Origin of the sequence: Pseudarthrobacter sp. NPDC092202 (genome assembly GCF_044755505.1) — a bacterium.
Lineage (GTDB): Bacteria > Actinomycetota > Actinomycetes > Actinomycetales > Micrococcaceae > Arthrobacter.
Genome location: NZ_JBIVRG010000021.1, coordinates 14,718 through 41,489 on the forward strand (window position 1 = coordinate 14,718; position 26,772 = coordinate 41,489).

At 65.7% G+C, this 26,772-nt stretch carries 21 protein-coding genes and 2 pseudogenes; 5 read left to right on the forward strand and 18 right to left on the reverse strand.

Features of this window, described 5'->3' with window-relative positions; all coding sequences use genetic code 11:
• Nucleotides 1-2: 2 nt before the first annotated feature.
• The 4 genes from katG to ACIQF4_RS19990 form a co-directional block, all read right to left on the reverse strand.
• A complete protein-coding gene (katG, locus tag ACIQF4_RS19975) occupies nt 3-2,297 on the reverse strand; it encodes a catalase/peroxidase HPI (protein WP_400517535.1) in 2,295 nt (764 codons plus the stop codon).
• Between the two features lie 165 nt (nt 2,298-2,462).
• The gene (locus tag ACIQF4_RS19980; RefSeq protein WP_400517534.1) at nt 2,463-2,783 is read right to left on the reverse strand and encodes a DMT family transporter; all 321 of its coding nucleotides are present in this window, start codon (nt 2,781-2,783) and stop codon (nt 2,463-2,465) included.
• Nucleotides 2,780-3,136: a DMT family transporter gene (locus tag ACIQF4_RS19985; protein ID WP_400517533.1), complete on the reverse strand. Its 357-nt coding sequence runs from the start codon at nt 3,134-3,136 to the stop codon at nt 2,780-2,782. The genes ACIQF4_RS19980 and ACIQF4_RS19985 overlap by 4 nt, the downstream gene beginning before the upstream one ends.
• A gap of 115 nt (nt 3,137-3,251) precedes the next feature.
• Nucleotides 3,252-3,890: an isochorismatase family protein gene (locus tag ACIQF4_RS19990; protein ID WP_400517531.1), complete on the reverse strand. Its 639-nt coding sequence runs from the start codon at nt 3,888-3,890 to the stop codon at nt 3,252-3,254.
• Between the two features lie 134 nt (nt 3,891-4,024).
• Between ACIQF4_RS19990 and ACIQF4_RS19995 the strand changes: the two genes are divergently transcribed.
• Nucleotides 4,025-4,978 (forward strand): GlxA family transcriptional regulator, encoded by a 954-nt coding sequence (locus ACIQF4_RS19995; RefSeq protein WP_400517530.1) that lies wholly within the window; start codon nt 4,025-4,027, stop codon nt 4,976-4,978.
• A gap of 24 nt (nt 4,979-5,002) precedes the next feature.
• On the opposite strand, the gene ACIQF4_RS20000 is transcribed toward ACIQF4_RS19995, so the two are convergent.
• From ACIQF4_RS20000 to ACIQF4_RS20020, 5 genes are read right to left on the reverse strand one after another with little or no spacing between them, the layout of a single operon-like run.
• The gene (locus ACIQF4_RS20000) at nt 5,003-7,324 is read right to left on the reverse strand and encodes a beta-L-arabinofuranosidase domain-containing protein (protein ID WP_400517529.1); all 2,322 of its coding nucleotides are present in this window, start codon (nt 7,322-7,324) and stop codon (nt 5,003-5,005) included.
• Between the two features lie 46 nt (nt 7,325-7,370).
• Complete coding sequence (locus tag ACIQF4_RS20005; RefSeq protein ID WP_400517527.1) at nt 7,371-8,288, reverse strand: carbohydrate ABC transporter permease; 918 nt, start codon at nt 8,286-8,288, stop codon at nt 7,371-7,373.
• Between the two features lie 40 nt (nt 8,289-8,328).
• Nucleotides 8,329-9,249 carry a carbohydrate ABC transporter permease gene (locus ACIQF4_RS20010; protein ID WP_400517526.1) on the reverse strand — a complete coding sequence of 307 codons (921 nt, stop codon included), beginning with the start codon at nt 9,247-9,249 and terminating at the stop codon, nt 8,329-8,331.
• On the reverse strand, nt 9,246-10,613 hold the full coding sequence (locus ACIQF4_RS20015; RefSeq protein ID WP_400517525.1) for an ABC transporter substrate-binding protein: 1,368 nt from the start codon (nt 10,611-10,613) through the stop codon (nt 9,246-9,248). The genes ACIQF4_RS20010 and ACIQF4_RS20015 overlap by 4 nt, the downstream gene beginning before the upstream one ends.
• A gap of 37 nt (nt 10,614-10,650) precedes the next feature.
• Entirely contained in the window at nt 10,651-11,646 is a 996-nt protein-coding gene (locus ACIQF4_RS20020; RefSeq protein WP_400517524.1) for a LacI family DNA-binding transcriptional regulator, read from the reverse strand.
• A 181-nt stretch (nt 11,647-11,827) separates the two neighbouring features.
• Here ACIQF4_RS20020 and ACIQF4_RS20025 point away from each other — a divergent pair.
• Nucleotides 11,828-12,010: pseudogene (locus ACIQF4_RS20025) on the forward strand (carbohydrate ABC transporter substrate-binding protein); the annotation flags it as partial.
• A 97-nt stretch (nt 12,011-12,107) separates the two neighbouring features.
• Here the strand turns inward: ACIQF4_RS20025 and ACIQF4_RS20030 are convergent.
• The 5 genes from ACIQF4_RS20030 to ACIQF4_RS20050 form a co-directional block, all read right to left on the reverse strand.
• On the reverse strand, nt 12,108-13,220 hold the full coding sequence (locus tag ACIQF4_RS20030) for a mandelate racemase/muconate lactonizing enzyme family protein (protein ID WP_400517523.1): 1,113 nt from the start codon (nt 13,218-13,220) through the stop codon (nt 12,108-12,110).
• Nucleotides 13,221-13,292: 72 nt separating this feature from the next.
• Nucleotides 13,293-14,099, reverse strand: a complete 807-nt coding sequence (locus ACIQF4_RS20035) for an amino acid ABC transporter ATP-binding protein (protein WP_400517522.1) — start codon at nt 14,097-14,099, stop codon at nt 13,293-13,295.
• Nucleotides 14,096-15,109: an amino acid ABC transporter permease gene (locus ACIQF4_RS20040; protein WP_400517521.1), complete on the reverse strand. Its 1,014-nt coding sequence runs from the start codon at nt 15,107-15,109 to the stop codon at nt 14,096-14,098. The genes ACIQF4_RS20035 and ACIQF4_RS20040 overlap by 4 nt, the downstream gene beginning before the upstream one ends.
• Entirely contained in the window at nt 15,106-16,047 is a 942-nt protein-coding gene (locus tag ACIQF4_RS20045) for an ABC transporter substrate-binding protein (RefSeq protein WP_400517520.1), read from the reverse strand. The genes ACIQF4_RS20040 and ACIQF4_RS20045 overlap by 4 nt, the downstream gene beginning before the upstream one ends.
• A 22-nt stretch (nt 16,048-16,069) precedes the next feature.
• Nucleotides 16,070-16,936: a hypothetical protein gene (locus tag ACIQF4_RS20050; RefSeq protein ID WP_400517519.1), complete on the reverse strand. Its 867-nt coding sequence runs from the start codon at nt 16,934-16,936 to the stop codon at nt 16,070-16,072.
• A 103-nt stretch (nt 16,937-17,039) separates the two neighbouring features.
• Here ACIQF4_RS20050 and ACIQF4_RS20055 point away from each other — a divergent pair, with 103 nt between their 5' ends.
• Complete coding sequence (locus ACIQF4_RS20055; protein WP_400517518.1) at nt 17,040-18,638, forward strand: PucR family transcriptional regulator; 1,599 nt, start codon at nt 17,040-17,042, stop codon at nt 18,636-18,638.
• Between the two features lie 5 nt (nt 18,639-18,643).
• Here ACIQF4_RS20055 and ACIQF4_RS20060 read toward each other — a convergent pair whose 3' ends face one another.
• The 4 genes from ACIQF4_RS20060 to ACIQF4_RS20075 form a co-directional block, all read right to left on the reverse strand.
• Complete coding sequence (locus ACIQF4_RS20060) at nt 18,644-19,672, reverse strand: ornithine cyclodeaminase (RefSeq protein ID WP_400517517.1); 1,029 nt, start codon at nt 19,670-19,672, stop codon at nt 18,644-18,646.
• 170 nt (nt 19,673-19,842) lie between these two features.
• Complete coding sequence (locus ACIQF4_RS20065; RefSeq protein ID WP_400517516.1) at nt 19,843-20,274, reverse strand: Lrp/AsnC family transcriptional regulator; 432 nt, start codon at nt 20,272-20,274, stop codon at nt 19,843-19,845.
• A gap of 257 nt (nt 20,275-20,531) precedes the next feature.
• Nucleotides 20,532-21,158 (reverse strand): TetR/AcrR family transcriptional regulator, encoded by a 627-nt coding sequence (locus tag ACIQF4_RS20070; RefSeq protein WP_400517514.1) that lies wholly within the window; start codon nt 21,156-21,158, stop codon nt 20,532-20,534.
• Nucleotides 21,155-23,644, reverse strand: coding sequence for a PEP/pyruvate-binding domain-containing protein (locus ACIQF4_RS20075; protein ID WP_400517513.1), 2,490 nt, complete (start codon nt 23,642-23,644; stop codon nt 21,155-21,157). The genes ACIQF4_RS20070 and ACIQF4_RS20075 overlap by 4 nt, the downstream gene beginning before the upstream one ends.
• Before the next feature lie 247 nt (nt 23,645-23,891).
• Here ACIQF4_RS20075 and ACIQF4_RS20080 point away from each other — a divergent pair, with 247 nt between their 5' ends.
• Entirely contained in the window at nt 23,892-25,637 is a 1,746-nt protein-coding gene (locus ACIQF4_RS20080; protein WP_400517512.1) for an ABC transporter ATP-binding protein, read from the forward strand.
• A pseudogene (locus ACIQF4_RS20085) lies at nt 25,634-26,686 on the forward strand (ABC transporter ATP-binding protein); the annotation flags it as partial. The gene ACIQF4_RS20080 and the pseudogene ACIQF4_RS20085, both read left to right, overlap by 4 nt.
• Between the last annotated feature and the right edge of the window lie 86 nt (nt 26,687-26,772).

A 26,772-nucleotide genomic window follows, 5' to 3' on the forward strand; every position in this document is an offset into this window, starting at 1 on the left:
AATCAGCGTAGGTCGAAGCGATCGAGTTCCATGACCTTCACCCAGGCCGCCACGAAGTCGTTGACGAACTTCGCCTTGCCGTCCTGGCTGGCGTAGACCTCGGACATCGCCCGGAGCTGCGAGTTGGAGCCGAACACCAGGTCCACGGGGGTGGCGGTCCACTTCAGCTCACCGGTGGCCACGTCCGTGATCTCGTAGACGTTCTCCTCGTTCTCGGACACCTTCCACTTGGTGCCGGGGGAGAGCAGGTTGACGAAGAAGTCGTTCGTCAGGACCCCTGGCTTGTCGGTCAGGACGCCGTGCTTCGAGCCGCCAACGTTCGTGCCGAGGGCACGCATGCCGCCCATCAGCGCCGTCATCTCCGGTGCCGAGAGGTCCAGCAGGTACGCCTTGTCCAGCAGGAGGGTCTCCGGCTGGAGCTTCTCGCCCGGGCGCACATAGTTGCGGAATCCGTCCGCCCGCGGCTTCAGGTACTGGAACTGCTCGACGTCGGTCTGCTCCTGGGCGGCATCGGTGCGTCCCGGACGGAACGGCACAGTGACGGGGAACCCGGCGTCGCTCGCTGCCTTCTCCACGGCGGCGCAGCCGCCGAGGACGATCAGGTCAGCCAGCGAGACCTTCTTGCCCCCGGCCTGGCCAGCGTTGAACTGCTGCTGCACGCCCTCAATGGCGCGCAACGCCGTCGTAAGCTGCTCAGGTTCGTTGACCTCCCAGCCGTTCTGCGGCTCCAGCCGGATCCTGGCACCATTGGCGCCGCCGCGCCGGTCGGTCTTGCGGTAGGTGGAGGCGGAGGCCCACGCGGTGGCGGCGAGCTGGGAGACGGGCAGGCCGGAGTCCAGGAGCGACGCCTTGAGCGAGGCGATGTCCTGCTCATCAATCAGCTCGTGGTCCACGGCCGGGACCGGGTCCTGCCAGAGCTGCGCTTCCGGGACCCAGGGCCCCAGCATGTGCGGTCCCACCGGTCCCATGTCGCGGTGCAGCAGCTTGTACCAGGCCTTGGCGAAGGCGAGCTGGAACTCGTCCGGGTTCTTCAGGAAGCGCTGCCCGATTTCCTCATAGACAGGGTCGAACCGCAGTGACAGGTCGGTGGTCAGCATGGTGGGCCGGTGCTTTTTGGTGGGGTCGTGCGCGTCCGGGATGATCTCCGGAGCGTCCTTGGCCACCCACTGGTGGGCGCCGGCGGGGCTCTTGACCAGCTCCCACTCGTACTCGAACAGGATCTCCAGGAAGCGGTTGCTCCACTGGGTGGGCTTGTCGGTCCACGTGACCTCGAGGCCGGAGGTGATCGTGTCCCCGCCCTTGCCGCTGCCGTAGGTGCTGAGCCAGCCGAGGCCCTGGGCTTCAAGGTCGGCGCCTTCCGGCTCTGGGCCGACGTGCGCATCGGCGTCGCCTGCGCCGTGGGTCTTGCCGAAGGTGTGGCCGCCCGCGATCAGCGCGAAGGTCTCTTCATCGTTCATGGCCATCCGCTTGAACGTCTCGCGGATGAACGCTGCCGCGAGCTTGGGATCCGGGTTGCCCATGGGCCCCTCGGGGTTCACGTAGATCAGACCCATCTCCGTGGAGCCGACCTCCTCCGACATCTGGCCTTCGCCGATGTAGCGCTCGTCGCCCAGCCAAGTGTCCTCAGGGCCCCAGAAGATCTCCTCCGGCTCCCACACGTCCTCGCGGCCGAAGGCAAAACCGAAGGTTTCGAAGCCCATGGACTCCAGGGCGACGTTGCCGGCGAGGACCAGCAGGTCGGCCCAGGAGAGTTTCTGGCCGTACTTCTGCTTGACCGGCCACAGCAGGCGCCGGGCCTTGTCCAGGTTGGCGTTGTCCGGCCAACTGTTGAGCGGCGCGAACCGCTGGCTGCCGTCCCCGGCGCCGCCACGCCCGTCGTGGACGCGGTAGGTGCCGGCGGCATGCCAGCTCAAGCGGATCATCAGGCCGCCATAGTGGCCGAAGTCCGCCGGCCACCAGTCCTGGGAGGTTGTGAGGACCTCGGTGATGTCCTGCTTCAGTGCCTCGACGTCGAGCTTCTGGAACTCTTCCCGGTAGCTGAAGTCCGGGCCGAGCGGGTTGCCTTTGGGGTGGTTGGCGTGGAGCACGGAGAGGTCCAGCTGGTTGGGCCACCAGTCCGCGACGGTCCGCGGCCGGTGCCCCTTGGGCTGGGGCGAATCGATGGCCGGGTTTTCGCTCTCGCTGCCGTGCGAGGTCACGCTGCCATGGTCCACCGGGCATCCGCCCTCGACCTTGCTGTCCAGGCCTTGGGCACTTCCGGGAGTGGGGATTGGAGGGTGTTCCGGGCGATCGATCATGTGCTTCCTTCCATCGGTCCGAGGCCGTGGAGCGGACTCGGGCGGCCGGTTCAACCTTCCCATTTGAACATGGACGGAGCGCATGGGGGAGGGGCCGTCCGCGATGAGAGAACAGGCCCGATTGCCACGGCGTTCGGCCGTGCCAGCCCAGGGTGAGCGTCCTGCCTAGTGCGCCGCGCCCAGCTCGATCAGCAGCACGCCGCCAATGATGAGGCCGAGCCCCAGCATCATGACCGGGGTGATTGTCTCCTTGAAGAAGAAGCGGCTGGCCAGGGCGGTGAGGGCGACGCCGGCAGCGGCCCAGATGCCGTAGGCAACGCCAAGGTTCATGCCCTGCTCCAGCGTCAGCGTGAGGAGGGTGAAGGCAAGGAAGTATCCGACGGCGACAGGAACGTACCAGCGCCGCTTTCCGGTGGACGCGACCCGCAGGAGCAAGGTGGCGGTCACCTCGGTGAGGATGGCCGCCGCCAGCAATAGCCACATCACGAGAGGACCATTTCTTCTGCGGGTTCTTCTGCCCGCTCCTTGTGCGACCCGAGTTCCACGCACAGGACTCCGCCGATCACCATGGCGACGCCGGCCATCATCACCGGCGTCAGGGCTTCGCCGAAAAGGACAGCGGCCAGCAGCACGGTGAGTGTTACACCCAGCGCAGCCCAGATGCCGTAGGCAACGCCGAGGCCAAGGCCTTTCCGGAGGACTCCTGCGAGGAAAGCGAAGGAAGCGGAATAGCCGAGGACCACCACAATGAAGAAGGCAGGATTATCAAGGGCCGCTTTCAGCGAGAGGGATGCTGTCACCTCGCTCAGGATCGCGCCGGCGAGAAGAAACCACTTCATGTGTTGAGTCCTTGTAATTCGTTGGGGCTTGGTCCCCGTGGGTGCAACGGCGTGAGTGCTGCTGGTGTTCCCGGGCTTCCCGCCGGTGTGACCGGCGGGAAGCCAATGCAGCTGGTTATGCCCCGGGGACCAACTCCAAGCCGGCCACTGCGGAGCTGCCGAGGTCGCTCCCTGGGAGTGCCTGCTGCGCAGCCAGGGCGCCGGTCCACGTGTCAGTATCCGCTACTGCTGCCCAGTTCGAGTTCAGCAGTGCGAGCAATGTGGTGTGCACAGTCCTCGCATCGGCGGAACCGGCCTCGTTGGCGAGGTTGATGGCGCCGGTGGCGTCTGAGAGGACTTCGGTGCTGAAGCCCAGGTACTCTGCCTCCACGGCGGAGGCGAGCACGCAGTTGTTCGTCATGTAGCCCACCAGGGTGACCGTGTCGACGTCGTGCTTCCGCAGCCAGTCGGCGAGGTCCGTACCTGCGTAGACGGAGCCGTACTGCTTGACCAGCGACTTCCATTCACCGGTCTTGCGGCGTTCAATCTCGGGGTGCAGTTCGAATCCGGGCGTGCCGGGTGCAAACACGGGTGCGCCTTCGCCTGCAGAGTGCTGGATGACGGCAACCGGAATCCCGGCGGCGGTGGCCGCGTCAATTGCCCTGGCAATCGTGGGCAGCGACTCCTGGTGCGGCGGGTACTGGATTTCGAGCGGGCCACTGAAGTACTGCTGCTGCACGTCGATGAGGATGAGGGCGCGGCGGGGGGTGCTCATATTCGGGTTTCTCCCTGGTGGTTATTTTGGGGTGCCACTTGGCAACTGTTCCAGTTTTCCCGCTGTCGACGCGGGCCAACAGTGACACGAAGGCAGATATACGATCGATTCGGGCCAAGCTGTTGGGAAGGGGCATGATGAAGATTGCGGTCTATGCGTTCGACGGGGCGACGATGTTCCACCTGGCCGTTCCACAGATGGTTTTTGACGAGGTTGCCCGCCAAGGCCTCGCCGGGTGGAAGACCGTTCTCTTTTCCGACCAGGCAGGCGAGGTAACCACCGCTGAGGGCTACCGGCTGGGCGAGGTGGAAGGGCCGGAAGCCGCGGAGGCGGCGGACGTGGTGGTGGTGCCTTCATGGTTCGACGACGGGCGGCTGCCGAGTGATTCGCTGCGGCAGGTGCTCCAAAGGGCACATGGACGAAAGGTGCCCATCCTGGGCTTGTGCCTTGGTGCGATTCCCGTTGCCGACGCCGGCTTGCTCGCCGGGCGCCGGGCGGTCACGCACTGGCAGGCGTTCGATTCCCTGACGGCGCGGCATCCCGATATCGCCCTTGACCAGTCAGTGCTTTACATCGACCACGGCGACGTCTTGACCTCGGCCGGCACCGCCTCTGCCTTGGACGCCTGCCTGCACCTGGTCCGAGCCCGGCTCGGAGCGGAGGCGGCGAACCAGGTGGCACGCAGCCTGGTCATTGCTCCGCACCGTGACGGGGGACAGGCACAATACATTGAGCGACCCGTGCCCGAGCGCTCCAACGACGACCCGATTTCGCGCCTGCTGGAATGGACCTTGGCGCACCTGGGTGAGCCGCTCACCGTCGACCTGCTGGCGGCACATTCGCACCTGAGCCGACGGACTTTCGTCCGCGCCTTCCGGGCAGCAACAGGTACGACGCCGGCTGCCTGGATCCGCGCCCGGCGCCTGGACGCTGCCCGGCGGCTGCTGGAGACCACAGACCTGTCGATAGAGCAGATCTCTGCCGACTGTGGCTTCGGTAACGCCGTCACACTCCGGCAGAACTTCGCTGCCGCCTTTTCGACGACGCCCACCGAGTACCGGCGGCGGTTTGCTACGCGGGGTGGCTAAACGCCGCCACTTGTATAAGTGAGGCTAGGGTCCTTTTCGCAGTTCCACCGACAGCAAGTCCTCGGTGGCGTAGCCGGGCTCCGCATGCACTGCGAACACGAGCGTGTGCGCGTCTTTGAGCCGTGCTTCCGCCGGGATAGCGTACTCGGTCAATCCATCGTCATGATCGATGTCGGAGCACAGTATCTTCGTCAGCGGTGAGCCGTTGAGGGTGAGCCGCTGACGGCGTCCCGGATTTTGCCGGGCCCTGACCCTGAGGACGGCTGCTTCAGAGTTGGGATCCTTGAGGGTATAGGAGAACCAGCCTGTGGCGGTTCGCCAACGCAGCCCGTCCCGCCTTCCGGCGCGGGTGCCCTCGCCGGCGAAGAAATGGTCAGCTTCTGGTTGCTGCTCGCCTGCCGTGACGGCGTCGACGACGGCGTCCAGTTCCGCTGCGTCTGCGTCCATCGCGGCGAGTTCGGCAGTCCGCGCGGAGGGAACGGGGCCGGTGGGCCAGTAGACCGTGTAGCGCTCGTCGTGGATCCCCGCGAACGGCTCGAGCCGGACCCGAACGGGAGAATCATCCTGGGCGGCGGTGAGTTCCGCGGAAAGCGCTTCGCGGTTGACCATGACGACGGCGTCTGTCGGCTTTTGCGCGGAGACCACCGGGGTATGTGCCAGCGCTGCCTGGCGGCCGCTGGCAACATGGCCCATGCGTTCGTCGGGTGCTTCGAAGCTTCCTATGCCTGCGTTCCCTTCCCTGGCGGCGAGGACTACGGGTCCGTAGAGGAATGACACCCAGGGCGAACCATCCGGAAGAGCTTCGGCCCGGACTTCAGCGCGGAGCCGGATTGAAACCGTGGTGGTGCCCTCCCAGACGCGCTGGATGAGCACGGGATGGCCGTCGTCGGCGGTTCCAGCTTGTGGGGGGACGGCCCCGTCGCTGTGGGGTAAGCGGACTTCCATATCGGTGGCCCACGCGGGGCGCCGAAGCCGCAGGGTGAACTCTGTGGGTGTGTCCGCGGTGACGGTCAGTGTGGCGACGTCCGAGTGCGGGAAATCCGTCTCCAATTGAACGTGTATCCCGCGCTCGGTCCAGTCCAGGGTGGATGGAATGTAGAGGTTGACCGCCAGGGTGTCGCCGCTGTGGCTGTAGATGAGTTCTCCGTAGGCCGCGTGGTTCTCCATTCCGGAGCCCACGCAGCACCACATTGATTCGTGGACCTTTGAGTACACGCGGTAGTGGGACGGCCGCATGGGCGTGAAGTACACAAAACCTCCCCGCTCGGGGTGCTGGGAGGAGAGGATGTGGTTGAAGGTGGCGCGCTCGTAGAACTCCACCGCTGCCGGATCGCCGGTCCGTTCGAAGCGAAGCTTGGCGAGCTTCAGCATGTTGTACGTGTTGCAGGTTTCCGGGCCCTGGACGTCCAAAACCATGGGAGTGAAGTCCCGCGATGGATGGAAATGTTCGCGGACGCTGTTGCCGCCGATCGACACGGTCCGTTGCCGGGTGACAACGTCCCAGAAGTGATCGGATGCCTTGAAGTAGCGCGCGTCGCACGTAGCCTGGGCAAACCGTTCGTAACCCACAACTTTGGGAATCTGGGTGTTGGCATGAAGTCCATCCAGCCGGTCGTCACCCGCAGCCAGCGGGTCCAGGAGTGCCCGGTGGGAGAAACGGCGGGCCTCGCGCAGGTAGTCTTCCCGGCCGGTCAGCCGGGCAAGGGACATCCAGGTGTCGTTCATGCCGCCGAACTCCGTGGTGAGAACCTGCTCGAAGGAGTCATCGTCCAGGTGGCGCGATGCCGTAAGCCACCAGTCCGCCAGCCCGGTGAGTACAGTCAGGGCATTTTCGGAACGGGCATAGGTGTACGCGTCCAGGAGTCCAGCGAAGGTCTTGTGCAGGTTGTAGAGGGGGACCCACCGGCCGTTGAGGGTAAAGAGATCAGCGTCGATGTTCCCGGCCGCAAGTTCTTCGCCAAGCCGGCGGCCACCGGGAACGCCACCGAGGTAGCCGTTTCCGGCTGCAGCCTGGCATTGTTCCAGGACCTCCACAACGTACTGCACCCGCTCCAGCAGCCGGACGTCACCTGTGGCGGCGAACAGCCGGGCGCAGGCGGTCAGGTAATGCCCTCCGATGTGTCCGCCCATGCCGTCCGATTCCCACCCGCCGTAGGGTTCCGCTGCCGTCCCAAGTCCCGCTTCCCGCAGGTACGGTGCGCAGAGACGGTCGGCGTCGAGTTCGAGGACATACCGGACGTCCACGTCCTGCGCGGTCTTGAATTGGCCGGGCAGCAGCCGGATCCGGTCCAGGGGAAAGGACGACGGCGGCAGTTGCGTGATTGCCGGGGGACTGGTGAGGTGCATGGTTGCTTTCTTGGGTTGCTTCGGCGGCGCAGGAGGATATCTGCGCTCAGCCTTTGACGGCGCCGGCTACGAGGCCGCGCACGTAGTAGCGCTGGACCGCCGCGTACAGGAAGATGCAGGGGAGCATGAGCAGGACGGCCCCTGCGATGACGTAGCCGTGGTTCACCACGCCGAACGCGCCGGAGGCGAGGTTCTGGACGGCGACGGGCAGGGTGAACAGTTCCTGTTTGGTGAGGAACGTCAGCGCCCCCAGGAAGTCCCCCCATCCGCCGAGGAAGGCGAAAAGGAACACCGTGACGGCGCCGGGGACAATCATGGGCCGCAGCACCGAAAGCAGGATCCTGAGTGGACCGGCACCGTCGATCCGTGCCGCCTCAACAACTTCCCTGGGGATCTGGGCGAAGGAGTTCCGCATCAGGAAGACGCCGAAGGGCAGGTTGAAGGTGATGTGGAAGACGATGATGCCGGCCAGTGAGTCCGTGAGGCCGAGCGCGTTCATCTCTAGGAAGAGCGGCGTCAGGACGGCCTGGAACGGGACCATCATGGTCAGCAGGATGAGTGCGAATGCGATGTTGGACCCCTTGAACGGGAAGTTCACCAGGGCGTAGGCGGCCAGGGTGGTGATGATGACGCTGAACACGGCGGCGCCCAGGGCAATGGCCAGGCTGTTCCAGATGTAGGACCCTGCCCCGATGTTGGCAATGAGCCCCGTGTAGTTTTCGAAGGTCAGGTTTTCGAATGACTGCTCCGATGACGGGGCCGCGATCTGGGATCCTGGCTGCAGGGACCGGAGGAAGGACCACGCCACGGGGATGACAAAGGCGATGGACACTGCGGTGCCGATGACCGCGTAGATGGCGGTCCTCAACCGGGCAGCTGTCCGTGCCCGGGAGGCAGCGGGGGGTGTGGTGGGGCGGGGCTTGTGGTGCGTCACCTGCGGCGGCGCTTCGACGGACGTTGTCATGGCATCTCCTGTTCGGGGCCGGGCCAAAGAAGTGGGTGGGTCAGTCCTCGCGCATGACGCGGAACTGGATGAGCGTGAGGATCGCCGCGATGATGACCACCACGAAGGACAGGGCGGTTGCGTAGCCCACCTGCAGGTCGCCGAAGGCTTTGTTGTAGACGTAGAGCATCACGGTCAGGGTGCCGGTTCCGGGGCCGCCGCCGGTGATGATGAAGAACTGGGTGAAAGCCAGGATGGCCCCGATGAATCCCATGACCGTCAGGAGCCCCAGGTAGCGCTTGACCAGCGGGACCGTCACCAGGAATTCCTGCTGCCACCGTCCCGCGCCGTCGATCTGTGCTGATTCGTACAGTTCGTCCGGGATGCCCTGCATGCCGGACATGAGGATGATCATGGCGAACCCGGACCCCACGTAGGCGCCCAGCAGGACTATGAGGACCGTGGCGCTGGTTGCGTCCAGAAGCCAGGGAGTAGGCGCAGAGGTGATGCCGAGCCCCAGCAGGATCTGGTCCAGCACGCCGCTGTCCGGCCGGAACTCCAGCAGGGCAACGAAGCTGAATGACGTGATGCCGATGACGTACGGAAGGAAAACGGCGGTGCGGATGAGCCCGGCACCCCTGCGGTTGGAACGGACCAGCACGGCGAGCAGGTAGCCGACCACCACCCCCAGCACGGTGGAGACCACCGCAAAAAGGAGCGTGTAGAGAATGGATCCCCAGAAGGTGGTGTCGGTGAAGGCAGTGAGGTAGTTTTCGACGCCGGTGAACTCCACATCGCCAACGAGCGGCCAGTTGGTCAGTGAGATGACTACTGCGAACAGCAGCGGAAAGATGACAAAGGCGGCGACGAGGAGCATGGCCGGCGCGAGCATGAGCATCCCGGTATAGGAATCGCGGCGCGAGGCGGGTTTTGGGGCGCGCGTGCGCTTGTCCCGGCTGAGGGAGGGGGTTGCGGTGGTCATGCCTGGTTCACCTTCAAAACTCGGGCGGTTTCCTGATGCCCGCGGTAGAGGATGTCCTCCATCGCCTCCTGGCCGAAAACTGCTTCGCGGAACATCGCAAGCCACGGTGACTGTACGGTGTTGGTGAGCTGTGTATAGAGCGTTGTGGGAGCGGCGAACCCGTCGTTCATCCGTTCCATGCCCGGGACCATCAGCGGGAATTTCTCGCTGAAATCGGTCTCCAGGATGTCGCTGCGGACCGGGTACCAGCCCAGCGCCGCCAGCTCCGACTGCTGTTCAAGTTCACCCACGAAGCGGATGAAGTCCCACGCCGCCCCAGGGTTTGGGGCGCCCCGCGGGATGGACAGCACCGCCCCGCCGGAAAACTGGGAAAAGTTTCCGTCCGGCCCGGGAAAGGCGCTGACGCCGAGCTTGTCCAGGAACTCCGGCTTGGCGCTGCCCACCACCAGGTCGTAGGACCCGGGAAACAGTCCCACGGTTCCGGCCAGGAAGTCCTGGCCCCAGGCCGCTCCGGAATCTGCTGCCGCCCCTGGTTGCGAGAGGCCCTTCCTGTGGAATTCCCGGTAAAGCTCCAGGGTTCGGCGGAGCGGATCATTGCCCAGCACGGCAGCTTGTTGCCGGCCCAATGGCCCGTCGTAGAAAGGGCTTTGGTCTGCCCAGAAGTGCGGCTGGATGACGTAGCCCAGGATGCCGGCGGAGTTGCCGGTGAAGGTCACTCCGGAGACGCCGTCGATCCCCTGCAGGGCCGTGGCATGCTCCAGGTACTCCGCGAAGTTACCGGGCCCTCTTTCAGGGTCCAGTCCGGCCTTGGCGTAGAGCTCTTTGTTCCAGAACAGCTGCGAGACGTTGGAAAGGGCCGGGAGCCCGTAGATCTTTCCCTCGTAGGAGGCCACGTCCAGGAGCGGCTTGTTGAGGTGCGCGGCGTAGGGGAGTTCCGTCACCAGGGAGGTGAGGTCCGTGAAGGCTTCCCTGGTGGTGAAAACCGGACTTGTGACGGAATCGGGGGCCACGACGTCCGGAACGGCGCCGCTCCGGATGGAGGTGGCGAGCTTTGTTGTCATCTGCCCCTCCGGAAGTACGGTGAGCTGGATCCGCACTGCCTGCTGGGCCTGATGGTATTTGTCCACGATGAGCTGCGCCGGTTTGAACGCCGTGCTTCGGCACCAGAACCGGATGGTGCCGGAGGGGTTCTTCCCGAAGCCGGCGGCGGTGACGTTGGCTTCCGGCAGTACGGCCGAACATCCGGTCAGGCCAAGGGCGGCGGCTGCGGCTCCCAAAGTAAGGACGGAACGCCGGCTGGGGCCGCTGATGCCATCGGCGCGGCGTTTTTGGGCGCGCTGAAGGGAGGGTGGTGGGTACATCATTGTTCCCTCGTGTTCTGTAGGGGGTGAATGGAAGGGGCTAGGTGGAGTCGCGCACGATCAGCTGGCAGGGCAGGGCGTCTATCCCGGGCCTGGAATTTCCGGTGATGGCTTCGAGGACGCGTGCTCCTGCCGCGCGGCCCAGTTCTTCGAGGTTCATGTCGATGGTGGTCAGGGCGGGGCGGCTGTTCAGGGCCGCTGCTGCCCAGTTGTCAAAGCCGATGATTGAGACGTCATGGGGCACAACGATGTTTGCTTCGCGCAGGCCGTCGGCTACGCCGCGGGCGATTTCGTCGCTGCCGCAGAGCACCATGTCCACGGGTTCCACCCGCTGGCGGAGCATCTGGGCTGCCTGCCGGCCCCAGGCCTCGGACCAGTTTCCATACAGTGCACGGTCGCCCACGAGGGTGAGCCCGAAGGCCGGGGCATGTTCCTGTACGGCCTGGGCGCGGATCCGGGCAGAGTAGTCCTGGCGGGGGCCCGCCACGTAGGCGATGTTCTGGTGCCCCAGGTTGGCTGCATGTTCAAGGGCCAGCAGCATGCCCTGCACCTGGTCCACCACCACTGACATGTCTTCTGGGTCTGAAGACTGCCCCATGACATAGACGATCGGCACTGATGTCTTGGGTAGCGGGGCACGGGGGCCGGTGTGGTTGGTCATGACGACGATGCCGTCCACATTCCGCGAAGCGAGCGTTTCAACGCAGTGGCGCTCGCGGACCAGGTCACCCCGTGAGTTGCTGATAAGCACCGAGGCCTGGTCAGGGCCGAATGAATCCTCGAGGCCGTACATCACCGGAATGCTGAAGCGCCCGATGTCGTCCGAGGTGACCAGGCCTATGGTGATTACCCCGCTACTGCTGCTTTCGGCAGGCAGGGTTTCGAAACCGAGCTTATGCGCTGCAGCCAGGACCCTGTCCCGGGTATCTTCCCGGAGCTGTCCCCGGTTGTTCAGCGCCTTGGAGACCGTGCCAACTGACACGCCCGAGGCGTTGGCGACGTCGGCCAGGGTAACCCGGCGGGAAGGAAAGCTCACGGTGCTCCTGAAATGAGGGGATGTAATCGCGAACCAAGCCTATGTTGCTGCAATTTTCCTGTCAACGGAAATGTTTCTGGATATTTCCGGCAACAACTGATACGTTTCACAATGTGTAACCCACGTCACCTCACAGGGGAATGTCCGACCATCAGGCAACACATTGAGCAAGGAGGCTCCCATGATCAACCGAAGGCATTTCCTCACCACCGTGGCTGTCGGCACCGCATTTGCCGCAGCTTTGGCCGCGTGCGGCACGGGATCCAGCACCAGCGCTGGAGAGACGCGCTCCGCGGAGGACCCGGTCACCATTAACTACACCTGGTGGGGCAACGATGACCGGGCCGAGCGTACCCGCAAGGCCAAAACCCAAGACCTCATCAAGCAGAACGCCTGATCCAGCGCTGACCCCGGCGGCCGGAACGTACCGCCGGGAGTATAGCGCTGCCCTCCCTTGTCGATCAGGCCGTTACCCCACACTCACTCACCGTCAGGTCGGCCAGGACATCGAGGTCCACGTCAACGCCCAGCCCGGGGCCTTCGCCTACGTGGACTTCGGGCAGGACGTAGGCCAAGTTGCCGGGTTCCCGGGCGAACTTCACCGGGCCTGAGAGTTCAGTGGACACAATGTTGGGGTGGGACAGGGCAAGGTGGAACCCGGCGGACGAGGCGATGCTGGTTTCCAGCATGGAACCGATCTGGACTTTGAGGCCGCCGAGTTCGGCCTGCGTTGCCAGGCGGTGGCAGGGCGTGATTCCCCCGCTCTTCATCAGTTTGAGGTTCACCATGTCCACTGAACGGTCCCGGACAAACCGGACCAGGTCGGCTGCGTCCACCACAGATTCATCGGCCATGAGGCGGGCGCCGGTGGCCTGGCGCAGCAGCCTGAAACCGTCGATGTCGTCGGCGTGGAGCGGCTGTTCCACCCAGTCGATCCCGTACGGTTCCAAAGCCCGGATCATTTCCCGTGCGGTGGCGGGATCGGACCACCCCTGGTTGGCGTCCACCCGGATGGCTAGGTCCGTGCCGATCGCTGCCCGGACGGCCCGCACTCGTTCAACATCCAGGCCGTCACCGCCCCCGAGCTTCATCTTGAGGTGGCGGAAACCCTGGCTCCGCGCCTGCACTGCCTGTTCGGCCAGGGCCTCCGGGGCGAGGATGCTCATCACCCGGGCGATGGTGGGCTGTTCCGGGCGGCGCCCGCCCAGCAGGCTGTAGATGGGGCGGTTGGCCGCCTTCCCGGCCAGGTCCCAGCAGGCAATGTCGACGGCGGCCTTCGCGGCTCCGCAGCCTTTCAGCGCCTTGTTGAGGTGCTGGTGGACGGCAGTGATATCGCGGGGGTCCAGCCCCAGCACAGCGGGAATCAGCTCCGTCCGCAGTGCCTCAACCGTCCCGGTGGGCGTCTCTCCGGTGATGTGCCCGTCGGGGACGCTTTCGCCGTACCCGGTCAGGCCGTCGTCGGTCTCCAAAGTGAGGATGATGCTGGGCATGGAGGCGTAGGTGTCGTAGGAAACCACGAACGGTTCCAGCAGTGGAAGGTCGATAAGGGTGATGGTGGCGCGGGAGATCTTCAAGGCAGGCTCACAGTTCACAGAAGGCGGAGGGTTCGTAGGGAAGGGCGGTTGAGCGGACAGGCGAAGCGGGGACTACATCACGCTTTCGAGGAAGGAAATGGTCCGGGGGTTTTGCGGGTTGTCCAGCACGTCTTCGGGGGCGCCGGACTCCACCACCACGCCGCCGTCCATGAACACCACGCTGTCGCCGGCCCCGCGTGCGAAGCCGATCTCGTGGGTGACAACGATCATGGTCATTCCGTCCGCTGCAAGCGTGCGCATCACGTCCAGGACATCTCCCACCAGTTCGGGGTCAAGGGCGCTGGTTGGCTCATCGAACAGGAGCAGCTGGGGGTCCATGGCAAGGGCACGGGCGATCGCGACGCGCTGCTGCTGACCGCCCGAAAGCTGCGCCGGGTAGGCCTTGGCCAGGTGCGCCAGCCCCACCTGGTCCAGCAGTTCCATCCCGCGCTTGACTGCCTCTGCCTTGGGGACCCTTTTGACGCCCACCGGGGCGGCCCAGATGTTCTCCAGGGCCGTCATGTGGGGGAAGAGGTTGAAGCGCTGGAACACCATTCCGATGCCGCGGCGCTGCCTGGCCACCTCGCGGGGGCTCATCTCGAAGATTCTGTCCTGGCGCTGCGCGTAGCCGATCAGGTCCCCCGCAACGGAGATCCGGCCGCCGTCGATCCTTTCCAGGTGGTTGATGCACCGGAGGAAGGTGGACTTGCCCGATCCGGAGGGGCCCAGGAGGCACATGACCTCGCCGCTGTTGACGGTCAGGGAGATGCCTTTGAGGACCTCGACGCCGCCGTAGTGCTTCCGGACGTTGCTGGCCACGAGGAGCGGCTGCGCTGCCGGGCGGTGGCCAGGTTTGGGAGAGACCAGTGCCTCGGTCATGACTGGTGTCCTTTCGATGCTTTCGGGGCCGAACTCGGGGCCGTTGCCGTACCGGGGGCCGGCTGTTTGCTGAGGAGCGTCCTGATCCTGGCCAGGGGAGTGGGCGCCTGCTGCCGGGCGTTGCCCCGGCCGTAGTGGCGTTCCAGGTAGTACTGGGGGACGGACAAGGCGGAGGTGAGGAAGAGGTACCAGCAGCTGACCACGATGAGGAGTTCCACCTGGCGCAGGTTCTGGGAAGAGATCTGGGTGGCCACGGTGTAGAGCTCCAGCACCGCGATGACGGAGAGCAGGGACGTGTTCTTGAGCATCGAGATGGTCTCGTTGCCCATCGGCGGGATGATGACCCGCATGGCCTGGGGCAGGACCACCCGGAACAGGGTGAACGCCGGGGACATTCCCAGGGAGGAGGCGGCTTCCTGCTGGCCGGAGTCGACGGACAGCATTCCGCCGCGGATGATTTCCGCGGAATAGGCGGCCTGGTTCAGGGTCATGGCCAGCAGTCCGGCCGTGAACGCCGGCACCAGGGTGTTGGTGTCCACGGAGAAGACCGTGAAATCCGTAAAGGGGATGCCCAGCGAGATCTGTGAATAGAGCAGCCCCAGGTAGCCCCAGAACACCACCTGGATCAGCAGGGGAGTGCCCCGGAAAACCCAGACGTAGAACCAGGCGAAGGCGTTCATGACGGGATTTTTCGACAGCCGCATCACCGCGAGGAACACGCCCAGGACGGTGGACACCACCATGGAGACAACGGTGAGGACAATGGTCAGGCCCACGCCCCCGAGGATCCGGGGATGGAACAGGTAGGTGCCAATGGTGCCGTGGTCGATGTTCGGGTTGGTCCACAGCGATGACGCCAGCGCGGCGGCGCTTAAGGCGAGCAGCGCTGCTCCCACCCAGCGCCAGGGGTGCCGGAGGGGAACGGCAACGACGTCGTCCTGGCCGCCGCCGTCGGCAGGCGCGGTACCGGGGGCAGCAGGCTGGCGGGGTGTTGTGACGGCGGGGGTCATGGCTTGGTACCGCCCAGGTTCAGCCCTGTTTCCTTGACCGTGTAGTCGGAGAGGTTGTATTTCGCCAGGATCCGGTCGTAGGTGCCGTCGGCGATGAGCGACTGGAGGGCGGCGAGCAACGCTTTCGAAAGCTCCGCGTCCTTCTTGAGCACGCCGATGCCGGTGTAGACGGGGTTGTATCCGGCCGGGTTGGCGGGGTCCTTGACGAGGTCAAAGATCTTCCCGTCGCCGGCGGTCGTGGCGGCATAGGCTGCCACTGCGGAATCGACGACGTCGGCCGCGGCTTTTCCGGACCGGACGGCTGTCTGGACATCCGTCTCCAGCGGGAGTTCGGAAACCCTGATGGGCTTGGATCCCTTGTCCAGGCACTGCTGCTCGTACGTGCGGAGGATTTCTGCCTGGACGGTGGCCTTCTGCACGGCGACGTCTTTGTCGCAGAGGTCCAGGACGGTGGTGATGTTTCCAGGGTTTCCCTCGGGAACCAGGATGGAGAATCCCGCGTGGAAGTAGTCCACGAAGTCCAGGGTTTCCTGGCGCTCGGGCGTGTCGTTCATCCCGGACATGATGATGTCGTTCTTCCCTGACTGCAGCGAGGGGATGATGCTGTCGAACGCCTGGGTCTGGAGCTCCAGCCGCACGCCGAGCTTGGCTCCGAGGGCCTGGGCAAGATCGTAGTCCAGGCCCGTGAGCTGCTGGTTCTCGTCGAACATCTCCATGGGCGGATAGGGAATGTCGGAGGCCACGTTGATGACGCCTGCGCTCTTGTAGCGCTCGGGGAGGGCGGCGGCGGCCGCGGGATCCACGGCGCCTTCCGAGAAGGGGTTGGAGTTGCTGGCAGGTGTTGTCTCTGCCGAGCAGGCTGCCAGGCCTGTCGCCAGGGCGAGGCCGGCGGCCATGGCGGCGGTGCGGGCCGTTACTGAGCGGGGTGTGATGCGCATTGGTACTCCTCTTGGGGTGGGGTTAGGCCTGGCCGGCGGCTGCGAGCCGGTACCAGCCGCCGCGGGTGACGCCGGATGCCTGGCGTCCCGAGGCGAAAGCGGATTCGAAGATTTCCCTCAGCAGCACGCGCCACTGGGCAGCGGCGTCGGGGTTGGAGCTGCGGAGTGCCACGATGTCCTTGGGGGCGCGGCACCAGAGGGTTCCGTCCGATTCCAGGAGGACAGGCAGCGAGTCAGGGCCGTACTCGAGAACGTGAGCCAGGTGGGTTGGCGGAAGTTCGAGCTCGGCCTGGATTCCCAGTCCGCCATCCATGCTCCGCTGGGAGGTCAGCGGCCAGACGGCCACCAGCCGGTCGCTTTCGTCATTGGCGTTGATCTCGTCCTGCATCTCGCCGTAGAAGTTGCGGGCGTACTCCGATGCGTGCGCGCCCAGCTTGGTGAGGTTGAAGCGGGCATTCCGGCTGACCAGGGGGTCGAAGGTCCAGGTCATGGTGTCAATGCCCCGGGCCAGCGACCAGGCCCGCTGGTGTTGCTTGAGGGCGAAGCCGACGCCCTTGTCCCCGGTGCCGGGAAGCACGCCGGCAATCAGCGAGTAGGTGGACCGTCCCCCGGGAGAGACGATGCCCACCGCTGCCCCGCACAGCTGGCCTGCCTGGCTGTAAGCGGCGGACACGTTGCAGCCGGCATGGGAGATGCTGCGCAGGAGGTCGAAGGGGATGGGTGCCCCGTGCGGCGACATGCCCCAGATGGCAATGAGCAGTGCTTCCACGTCCCGCAGCCGGTCGCGGTCGTGTTCGTCCACCACCAGGACGCCGGCCCTGGAGGCTGCTGCGGTTGCTGATTCTGCGGCCTGAAGTGCGGCCGGGCCAGCGTCAAGAGTAAGTGACATGCGTCAACTATCTGTTGCGCCGGCAGGCCGGGGCTTCAGTGCAGCCAACGAAGGTTTCCATCCTTTGTTGTGTTCCAGCACTACGGATGGATAGCTTTGGCGTATGACCGAGGCCACGCAGCTCAACAGCAGCATCCACCTGCCCCACCTGCTGGAGATGCTCCAGGACACCGGACTGGTCCTTGGCTCAAGGGCGGCGCCGCCCAGGGTGTCCCTGATGAGTCCGTCTTTGTATGACCCCTTCGTGCCGCTTGAAGGGCTGCGCGGGGGCATTTTGCTCGGGATCGGGCTGCACCCCGCGGAGCCGGATACCGCGGGCGTGATCCGGGATGCGGCGGAAGCCGGCTTTGCTGCCGTGGTGGTCAAGAAGCTCCAGCAGGACGTCGGACACCTCGCGGAGGTGGCGGATGATGCCGGCATTGCCCTCCTGGTGGTGGACGACGACGTGCGGTGGCGGCATCTGAACGCGCTCCTGGACTCCGCCCTCAACGCCTCGGCAGATGCCGGCAGCACGGTTTCGCCGCTGGGAGTGGGGGATCTTTTCGCGCTGGCAAACGCCATCGCGGCGATGGTCGGCGGGGCCACCACCATTGAGAACCTGCAGGAACAGGTGCTGGCGTATTCCACGCTTGAGGACCAGCCGATCGATGAGGACCGCCGCAGGGGAATCCTTGGCCGGCAGGTTCCCTACCTGCCGGAGAACGCCGGCCAGTATGCCGCGGTGTTCCGGTCCTCCGGCGCAGTCCGGATCGAGGGCGTCCGCCCGGCCATGGACAGGCTGGCGATAGCGGTCCGGGCCGGGAAGGAGCCCCTGGGGTCAATCTGGGTTGTCGATGTGGATGGAGACCTGGACAGTGACGCCGAACAGGCCCTGGAACGTGCCGCGGACATCGCGGCGCTCCATATGCTCCGCGCCCGCAGCAGCCATGATCTTGCGCGCCAGCAGCGGGCGGAGTTGCTGCGCAGGCTCCTCGAAGGAGGGGACGACGCCGTCCTGGTTTCAGAACAGCTGGGGCTGCGGCACTCGGGCCCCTTCGCCGTCGTCGCATTCCAGCCGGAAGCTGGGCAGGCAGCCGAGACCACACTGGTCCGGATTGCGGACCTGGTGACCACGCAGTGTGAAGCCCACGGCCAGGGCGCCCAGTGTGTGCAGGTGGGTCCCACCATCTACGCGATATTTCCGGCGGCGGCCGGGCCTTCCCTGGGCTCGATCGAAGCCCTCGCCCGGCGGCTCAACGATCGTGCCCGCGCATCGCTGGGAGTGGAGATGCGGGCGGCGGCGGGTCCCGCCGTCGGCACCGTCTCGGAAATCAGCCGTTCACGGCATGACGCTGACCTTGTCCTGCTGATGCTCGCCTCGGACGGCTCCCCGGGCACCTACGCCAGTGCAGGGGAGGTCCGCAGCCGCCTCACCCTCCTGGAGTTGGCTGCGACGTTCCGGAAGTCGCCGCACCTTCTGTCCGCTGCCGCACGGAGGATCAAAGAGTACGACGCCGAGTACGGCACCGGATACGCGCTGACGCTGCGGACCTACCTGGACTGCTCCCGCGATTCCGCAAGGACGGCGGCAGCGTTGTCCCTGCACCAGAACACACTCCGGTACCGCCTCAAGCGCCTGCGAGACCTTTTCGGCGTGGATCTGGACCAGCCTGAGGACACGCTGGTGCTGTGGCTGGGCCTGCACGTGCTCGAGCTGAACTAGCCGGGCTAGCCAACCGGCGAGAGCGCGCCCACTAGGCCGAAAAGGTCTTTAGGGTCCTCCGGGCTGGCCACGAGGTCGATCTCCTCGAAGAAGTCGGACCCCTGCACGGCATCCCGCGCATAGCGGAGGGCGGAGAAGTCCTCAATGGCGAAGCCGACAGAGTCGAAGATGGTGACCTGATCAGGCGCTGTCCGGCCATCAGCTTTCCCGGCCAGGACCTGCCAGAACTCAGTCACGGGAAAGTCTGCCGGCATCTGCTGAATCTCGCCTTCGATCCGGGTCTGCGGGGTGAACTCAACGAACACCTCACCGAGTTCCAGGATGGCGGCGTCCAGTTCGGTCTTTCCCGGGCAGTCCCCGCCGATGGCGTTGATGTGGACCCCTGGACGGATCAGGTCGGCGCTGAGGATGGTGGCGTTGGCCTTGTCCGCGGTGCAGGTGGTGATGACGTCCGCACCCTGGACGGCGTCGGCTGCCGAGGACGCGGTGTAGACGTCAAAACCCAGCGGTGCCACGTTGCGGACGAGTTTCTCCATGGCGGCCTTGTCAGTGTCCCAGACCCTGACGGTGGTGATTCCGAGGGCTGCCTTGAACGCCAGTGCCTGGAACTCCGACTGGCTTCCCGTGCCGATCATTGCCATGACAGCGGAGCCGGGGCGCGCAAGCTTTCTGGCCACCATGCCGGCAGTAGCTGCCGTCCGCAGGGCTGTCAGCAGTGTCATCTCGGTCAGGAAGGTGGGGTAGCCGTTGTGGACGTCCGCCAGCACTCCGAAGGCGGTCACGGTCTGGAAGCCGCGGGAAGGGTTGGAGGGGTGGCCGTTGACGTATTTGAAGCCATAGGTTTCGTGGTCGCTGGTGGGCATGAGTTCGATGACGCCGAACGGAGTGTGGCTGGCCACCCGGGGAGCCTTATCGAAGGATTCCCAACGGCGGAAGTCGTCCTCCAGGTAGTCCATCAACTCCGAGATGATGGTTTCCGTTCCCGTGCGGGCGGCCCACCGCACCATGTTGCGAACATCGACAAAACGCGTCATTGCGCTCCTTTTTCCGTGTGAACAGTCTGATGTCCTCACGGTATTGGTCGCCAATATGCAACCGCAATGAGCGATACGCCTGCCTTTTGCTAAGAAGTTGCCCACTTTGTCGGGGCAGTTTTTGCACTTTGCAAGAACAGACGCCGCAGCGGGTTCTGCCGGGGCGGGTGCTACCTCAGGACGGAGCTGAGCAGCAGGCTTGTTTCGCTATTCACGATCCCGTCTACGTTGCGGATCCTGCCAAGGACGTTGTCGAAGCCGCCGAGGTCTTCGGTGGCCAGTTCGGCCACGAGGTCCCAGCCTCCGTTGGTGGTGTGGAGTGCCGTGATTTCAGGGAAACCCCGGAGTTCGCGGATTACTTTGTTGGCGGACCGGCCCTCCACCTCGATGAGGGTGACAGCGCGGATGGTGAGCGGATCCACTTCATCCCGGACCCTCGCGGTGAATCCCACGATGGTTCCGGAGGTGAGAAGCCGGTCCAGCCGGCTGTTCACAGTTGCCCTGGCAACACCGAGCTGGCGCGCGAGGCTGGCAACGGAGGCGCGGCCATCCTCCCGGAGGGCAGAAAGAAGCTGGCGGTCCAGATCGGTGAGGGTGATCATGGACATAATGTATAACCGGGTTCAGCAATATGCGCTTTTCCTGCTGAAAAAGAAGGCGATTCCGTCATTGAGCTTGCATATCACTGGCCCGTAGTGTGAAGACACCCGCGGTAGCTACTCCAGAAACGCGGCGTGCAACGACGCCCTGCCGAACTCCCTATCCCGGAAATTTCCGCTACCGCAGGACTGGATGCCACTCAAGACGATCGGGAGCACGAGCTGGATGATGCCGTCGAGCTGCCTCCCGCCCAACAGTCTCAGGTGCCCGCGAAAGTGTTCCCCGGGTCAACTCCGAACAGCGGCAGCACCACCTGGTCCACAATCCCCACCAGGAAGTCATCTTCGATGGGTCCGGAGCCGAAGATAAACCGATGCCGCAGCAGGGCGGGGCCGGCCTCGATCTTCAAGTCAGTCACGAGGGCCGGATCGCACTCGCCCCGTTTGATGGCGTTGGCAAGGATTTCCTGCATCATCCTGCTGGCGTTTCCGTGCGTGAACTGACGGACTTCGGCGGCAACTTCGGGGTTCTGCAAGGCCTCACCCAACACCCCGCGAACGGCCTGTCCAACTGTCCCTTCCAGCAGCCGGGCAGCCTGCCGCATGACGGTCAAGGTGTCCAGGCGAAGGCTGCCGGTATCCGGAACCGAGTCCGGGCCATGCATCGACGCGTAGGCTGCGTCCAATACCAGGGCGGCGCGGCCAGGCCAGCGGCGGTAGAGCGAGGCTTTGCCTGCGCGTGCGCGTTCGGCTACGCGGTCCATGGTCAGTGCAGAGTAGCCGGATTCGGCGATCTCGGCCAGGACGGCATCGAAGATCGCGCTGTTCAGGACCGCCCCGCGCCGGCGCGGCAGTTTTCGATGGTCCGGGCGCGCCCCGGCAGTCACGGCGACGGCTCCGCGGCAGCCGCCGACACCTGTCCGCGGGTGCCGTCCACAAGGACCAGTTGGCCGTCCTGCAGGTCACTGGTCCCCGACCCGGTGGCCATGACGGCCGGGATCCCGTATTCCCGGGCGACGATGGCTGCATGCGATGCGATCCCGCCGGCGTCAACCACGACGGCGGCCGCACGCTGGAACAGTGGAGTCCAGGATGGGTTGGTGTAGGGGCAGACCAGGACCTCGCCGCTGCGGAGTAGTCCGAATTCGTCCGGCCCCCGGATGATCCTTACCCTCCCGGTGGCCTGGCCGCGGCTGGCGGGCATGCCGGACACCAGGGTCCCGGGTGCCCGGCGTTTATGCGCGAACAGCGCAGGATCCAGCAGCGGAATCCCCTCCAGTTCCCGGCGCTTCGCGGCCCTGGCCAGCACCAGCCGGCGGTAGCGTTCCCTCTCGGCGGCAGGCAGCGCGCCGCCGTCGTCCATTCCCGCCAGTTCCTCAAAGCGCAGGTGCTGGACATCGGCCGCATCAGCCAGCACTCCGCCGTCGGACAGCCGCCGGCCCAGTTCCGACAGCGCGCGCCGAAGCGGCGGCAGCACCATGGTGGCGTAGAAGTGGCTGTCCTCGCGGAAGGCGGTCCCGGCCTTTGCGGCGTCGACGGCGGACAGCAGCTGCCGCCGCAGGGCCGCGATCCGCAGGGCGGGATGACGTTTCAGCTCCTCGAGTGCCTGGCCGGTCTGGTCTGCAGCCGGCCGCCGCTCACCCATCATGGACGTGATCAGCCCCAGAACCACCTCGGGGGCATGGGACCAGGTTGGTGAACTGCTCAACACCACGCTGACGGTTTCGCGGTGCCCGTATTCGGCCAGAAAGGCCTGGAAGCGTGTGCGGAACTCCTGGAAATCCGGGTCGTGTTCCATCCGGAAGAGCACGTCGCGCGGTGCCAGTTCACTGAAGGCCCGGGCAAGCTTGCCCTGGGACCGGACTTGGTCGGCCAGCACTTCCAGTGCACGGTTGGCCTGGCTGGTGCGGGTTTCGGCGCCGGCAATGAGTGACGCGCCAAGGTGCGCCTTGCCCAGCAGCCGGAGCAGCAGGCGCAGCTTTAGCTGGGGGACAAAGGCCCCCGGCAGGTACGAGATCCGCAGCTCGGTGATCCCGCCCATCGTGGCGAAGGCGTCCTCCGCGAGCCCAACAACCCCCTTCCAGGTCAAGGCCCGGGGGTCCTGCGCGTTCAGCCGCCGGACGTCCGCCAGGTACGTGGTGAACCTGCTGTCCTCGGTCCATCGGGTTGGATTGAACCGGCGGACACGCCGTGCCACGGAAACGGGTGCGCCGAGCGTGCGGACCGTAGGGTGTGGCACCGGCGGAACCAGCCTGATCACCACGCCGTCCTCTTCCGGCAGCAACTCCTTCACCGCCGGGAAGACCACGCCGACGCTTCCGGCCATGCGGTGGAGCATGGCCAGGATGCCGCGCTGCATCCAGCCCGACACGTCCAGGGGATAGGGACGGACATGGAACATCTCTGCAAAGAACGGACCCATCAACCGCTGGAACGGATTGAGGCGCAGCGGTTGCGGCGGCAGCGCCGTCATTGGCCGCGCCTGGAGCACGTAGAGGCGCCCGCCGGCGATGGCCCATTCCATGTCCTGCGGCCGGCCGAAATGCTCCTGGGCACGTACTGCCAGCCCCGCCAGTTCCGCCAGCTGCTCTGTGGCGAGGCCAGCCCGCGGGCTGCCTGTCCCGGCGATCTCCTGCGTGCCCCCTCCGGCAAGGGCCCGGATAACAACCTCGTGGGCGCCCGGGCTGAACGACCGTGTCCGGCCGGTACTGTCCAGCACATAGTGCTCCGGCGTGACCCGTCCGGACACCACAGCCTCACCCAGGCCGGGGCTGGCATCCACCACGATTTCACCCCGTTCGCCGGTCACCGGGTTCGCGCTGAACAGGACCCCCGCGATATCTGCCGGCACCATGTCCTGGACGACGACGGCAATCGACACCTCCCGGGGGTCGATCCCTTGACGCCGCCGATAGGCGATGGCGCGCTCCGTCCACAACGAAGCCCAGCAGTCCACCACGGCGCGGATCACCGCCTGCTCGCCGACAACGTTCAGGAAGGTGTCCTGTTGCCCGGCAAACGTGGCGCCTGGCAGGTCTTCGGCGGTGGCGCTGGAACGCACCGCCACCGGACCGCCGCCCAGGGCGGCATAAGCTGCCGCGATATCAGCGGTGACGTCCGCCGGAATCTGCGCCCGGGTGAACAACGCCCGGATTTCTGCTCCGGCGTCTCCGGCCTTCAGCAGCCTTTCCAGTTCGGCGCCCAGGCCGGTTTCCGCCATCAGGGCGGCGTAGGCGGCGGTTGTGACCACAAAGCCTGCCGGAACCATAAGGCCGAGGCGAACGAGTTCGCCGAGATTGGCGCCCTTTCCGCCAGCCGACGCCAGGTCAGCGGCGCCGAAGTCGGCGAGCGTACCCGTAAATTTCTCAGCCATCGAGGGCTCCCTGGGGCCGGAGGGCAGGCTGTCCCCCGTATAGAGAACTGCTGGTTCTCTATACGGTACGCGCGCTGTACGCGAGCCCGCAAGGGTTCCGCATTGGCTCAGCACCTTCGGTTTGCGGCCGGCTACGCCCTCCGAGAATCGGCCCAACTTCTCCTCCACAGGCAAGGACCGTTCCCAGCCACCGGACGTAAACTGACCTTCGCACCACACCTTGTGGACACTGTGTCAGGAGCCGCCCATGCTCTGGAAACTGCTGGTTGATTACCTGCGGCCGCACCGCAAGCTGCTGGCCGCCGTCGTGGTTTTCCAGCTGGCGCAGTCCATCGCGTCCCTGTACCTGCCCACCCTGAACGCGGACATCATCGACGAGGGCGTGGCCAAGGGGAACGTCGGGTACATTCTCAGCCTGGGCGGCGTGATGCTGGGGATCACCCTGCTGCAGATCGTGTGCGCGGTGATCGCGGTGTACTTCGCGGCCAAGGCGGCGATGGGCGTGGGCCGGGACCTGCGGGACGCCATTTTCACAAGGGTGGGGGAGTTCTCCGAGCAGGAGGTCACCAGGTTCGGCGCGCCAAGCCTGATCACCAGGTCCACCAACGACGTCCAGCAGGTCCAGCAGCTGGTGCTGATGTCCGCCACCATGCTGGTCACCGCGCCCATGCTCAGCATCGGCGGGGTGATCATGGCGGTACGGCAGGACGCCCAGCTGTCCTGGCTGATCGCCGTCGCGGTCCCGGTGCTGCTGGTCGCCGTCGGCCTGCTCACCGCCCGGATGGTGCCGCTGTTCCGCAAGATGCAGACGCGGATCGACACCGTGAACCGGGTCCTCCGCGAACAGCTCACCGGCATCCGCGTGGTCCGCGCCTTCGTCCGCGAGGACATCGAGACCGAGCGCTTCGCCCGTGCCAACGAGGACGTCACGGACACCGCCCTGCGCGCCGGCCGGCTCATGGCGCTCGCGTTCCCGGTGGTGATGCTGGTGCTGAACGTCTCGTCCGTGGCCGTGATCTGGTTCGGCTCGTTCCGCATCCAGGACGGCTCCATGCAGGTGGGCACGCTCATCGCGTTCCTGAGCTATCTGCTGCAGATCCTGATGTCCGTCATGATGGCCACGTTCATGGCCGTGATGATCCCGCGCGCCGCGGTGTCCGGGGACCGGATCGGGGAGGTGCTGCGGACGGAGTCGAGCGTGCGGCCGCCGCTTCATCCGGTAAGTACGACGGCGGGACAGGACGGCCGCCGCGGGGAGCTGGAAATGCGCGACGTCGGATTCGCCTACCCGGGTGCCGACCAGCCGGTCCTCACCGGGATCAGCTTCACCGCAAAGGCAGGGCAGACGACGGCGATCATCGGCAGCACCGGCGCCGGCAAGACCACCCTGGTGAACCTCATGCCCCGGCTCTTCGACGCCACGGAAGGCTCGGTCCGGATGAACGGCGTGGACGTCCGCGAGCTGCACCCGGACCTGCTCTGGGGGCACATCGGCCTGGTCCCGCAGCGGCCCTACCTGTTCAGCGGCACCGTGCGCAGCAACCTGCAGTACGGCAAGCCGGACGCCACCGAGGACGAGCTCTGGACCGTGCTCGAGATCGCCCAGGCCCGCGACTTCGTGGAGCGCATGGACGGCGGGCTGGATGCACCGATCAGCCAGGGCGGCACCAACGTCTCCGGCGGCCAGCGGCAGCGGCTGGCCATCGCCCGTGCCTTGGTGAAACGGCCGGAGCTGTACATCTTCGACGACTCGTTCTCCTCCCTGGACACCGGCACCGACGCCCGGCTCCGGCAGGCCCTCAAGCGCAGCACCGCCGGCGCCACGCTGGTGATCATCGCCCAGCGCGTCTCCAGCATCGTGGACGCGGACCAGATCTTAGTGCTCGACGACGGCAGGATCGTCGGGCGCGGAACGCACCGCGAGCTGCTGGAAACCTCGGAGACGTACCGCGAGATCGTCTCCTCCCAGCTGGCAGCGGAGGAGACGGTATGAGCCGGCAGCCCTCTCCCGGAACCGGCGCCAAAGCCGCACCCGCCTCCGCAACCGGAAGCGCCGACGTCGTCCGCATTCCCCGTCCCGTAGGCGGGCCGGGGCGCGGCGGGCCGTTCGCGGGGATGAACGTCCCGGCGGAGAAGGCGATGAACTTCTGGCCGTCGGCCAGGCGGCTGATGGGGACGCTGCGGCCGGAGCGGGCGTGGCTGCTGCTGGTGTTCGCGACGGCGGTGGCGGGGGTGGCGCTGTCCGTGATCGGGCCGCGGCTGCTGGGGGAGGGCACCAACCTGATCTTCGCCGGGGTGGTGTCCCGGGAGTTGCAGGCGGGGATGAGGAAGGAGCAGGTGATTGCGCAGCTGCGGGCGTCCGGGGAGGGGCAGCGCGCGGACATGCTCAGTGCCATGGACCTGGTGCCGGGGCAGGGGATCGATTTCGCGGCGCTGGGCAGCGTGCTGACGTGGGCGCTGGTGCTGTATGTGCTGTCGTCGGCGTTCATGTGGGTGCAGGCGTATGTGCTGAACGGGGTGGTGCAGCGGACGGTGTTCGGGCTGCGGGAGCGGATCGAGGCGAAGATCAACCGGCTGCCGCTGCGGTATTTCGACTCGATCCAGCGCGGCGAACTGCTCAGCCGGGTCACGAACGACGTGGACAACATTTCCCAAAGCCTGCAGCAGACCATCAGCCAGGCGGTCACGTCGGTGCTGACCGTGGTGGGGGTGTTGGTGATGATGGTGATCCTTTCGCCCACGCTGGCGCTGATCGCGCTGGTGACCATTCCGCTGACGCTGGGGCTGACGGCGCTGATCGCCAAGCGCTCGCAGAAGCTGTTTGTGGCGCAGTGGAAGCACACGGGGGAGCTGAACGGGCAGATCGAGGAGACGTACACCGGGCATGCGCTGGTGAAGGTGTTCGGCCGGCAGCAGGAGGTGGGGGAGCGGTTCCGGCAGAAGAACGCGGAGCTGTACTCGGCCAGTTTTGGTGCCCAGTTCATTTCCGGGCTGATCATGCCGGCCATGACGTTCATCGGGAACCTGGTGTATGTGGCTCTTCGCAGTTGAGGGTGTAGTCGAGGGTCGGCGGCTGGTTCGTGGATAGACGTCGAGGTCTTCCAGGATGGAAGTTCTCACACTGCCCA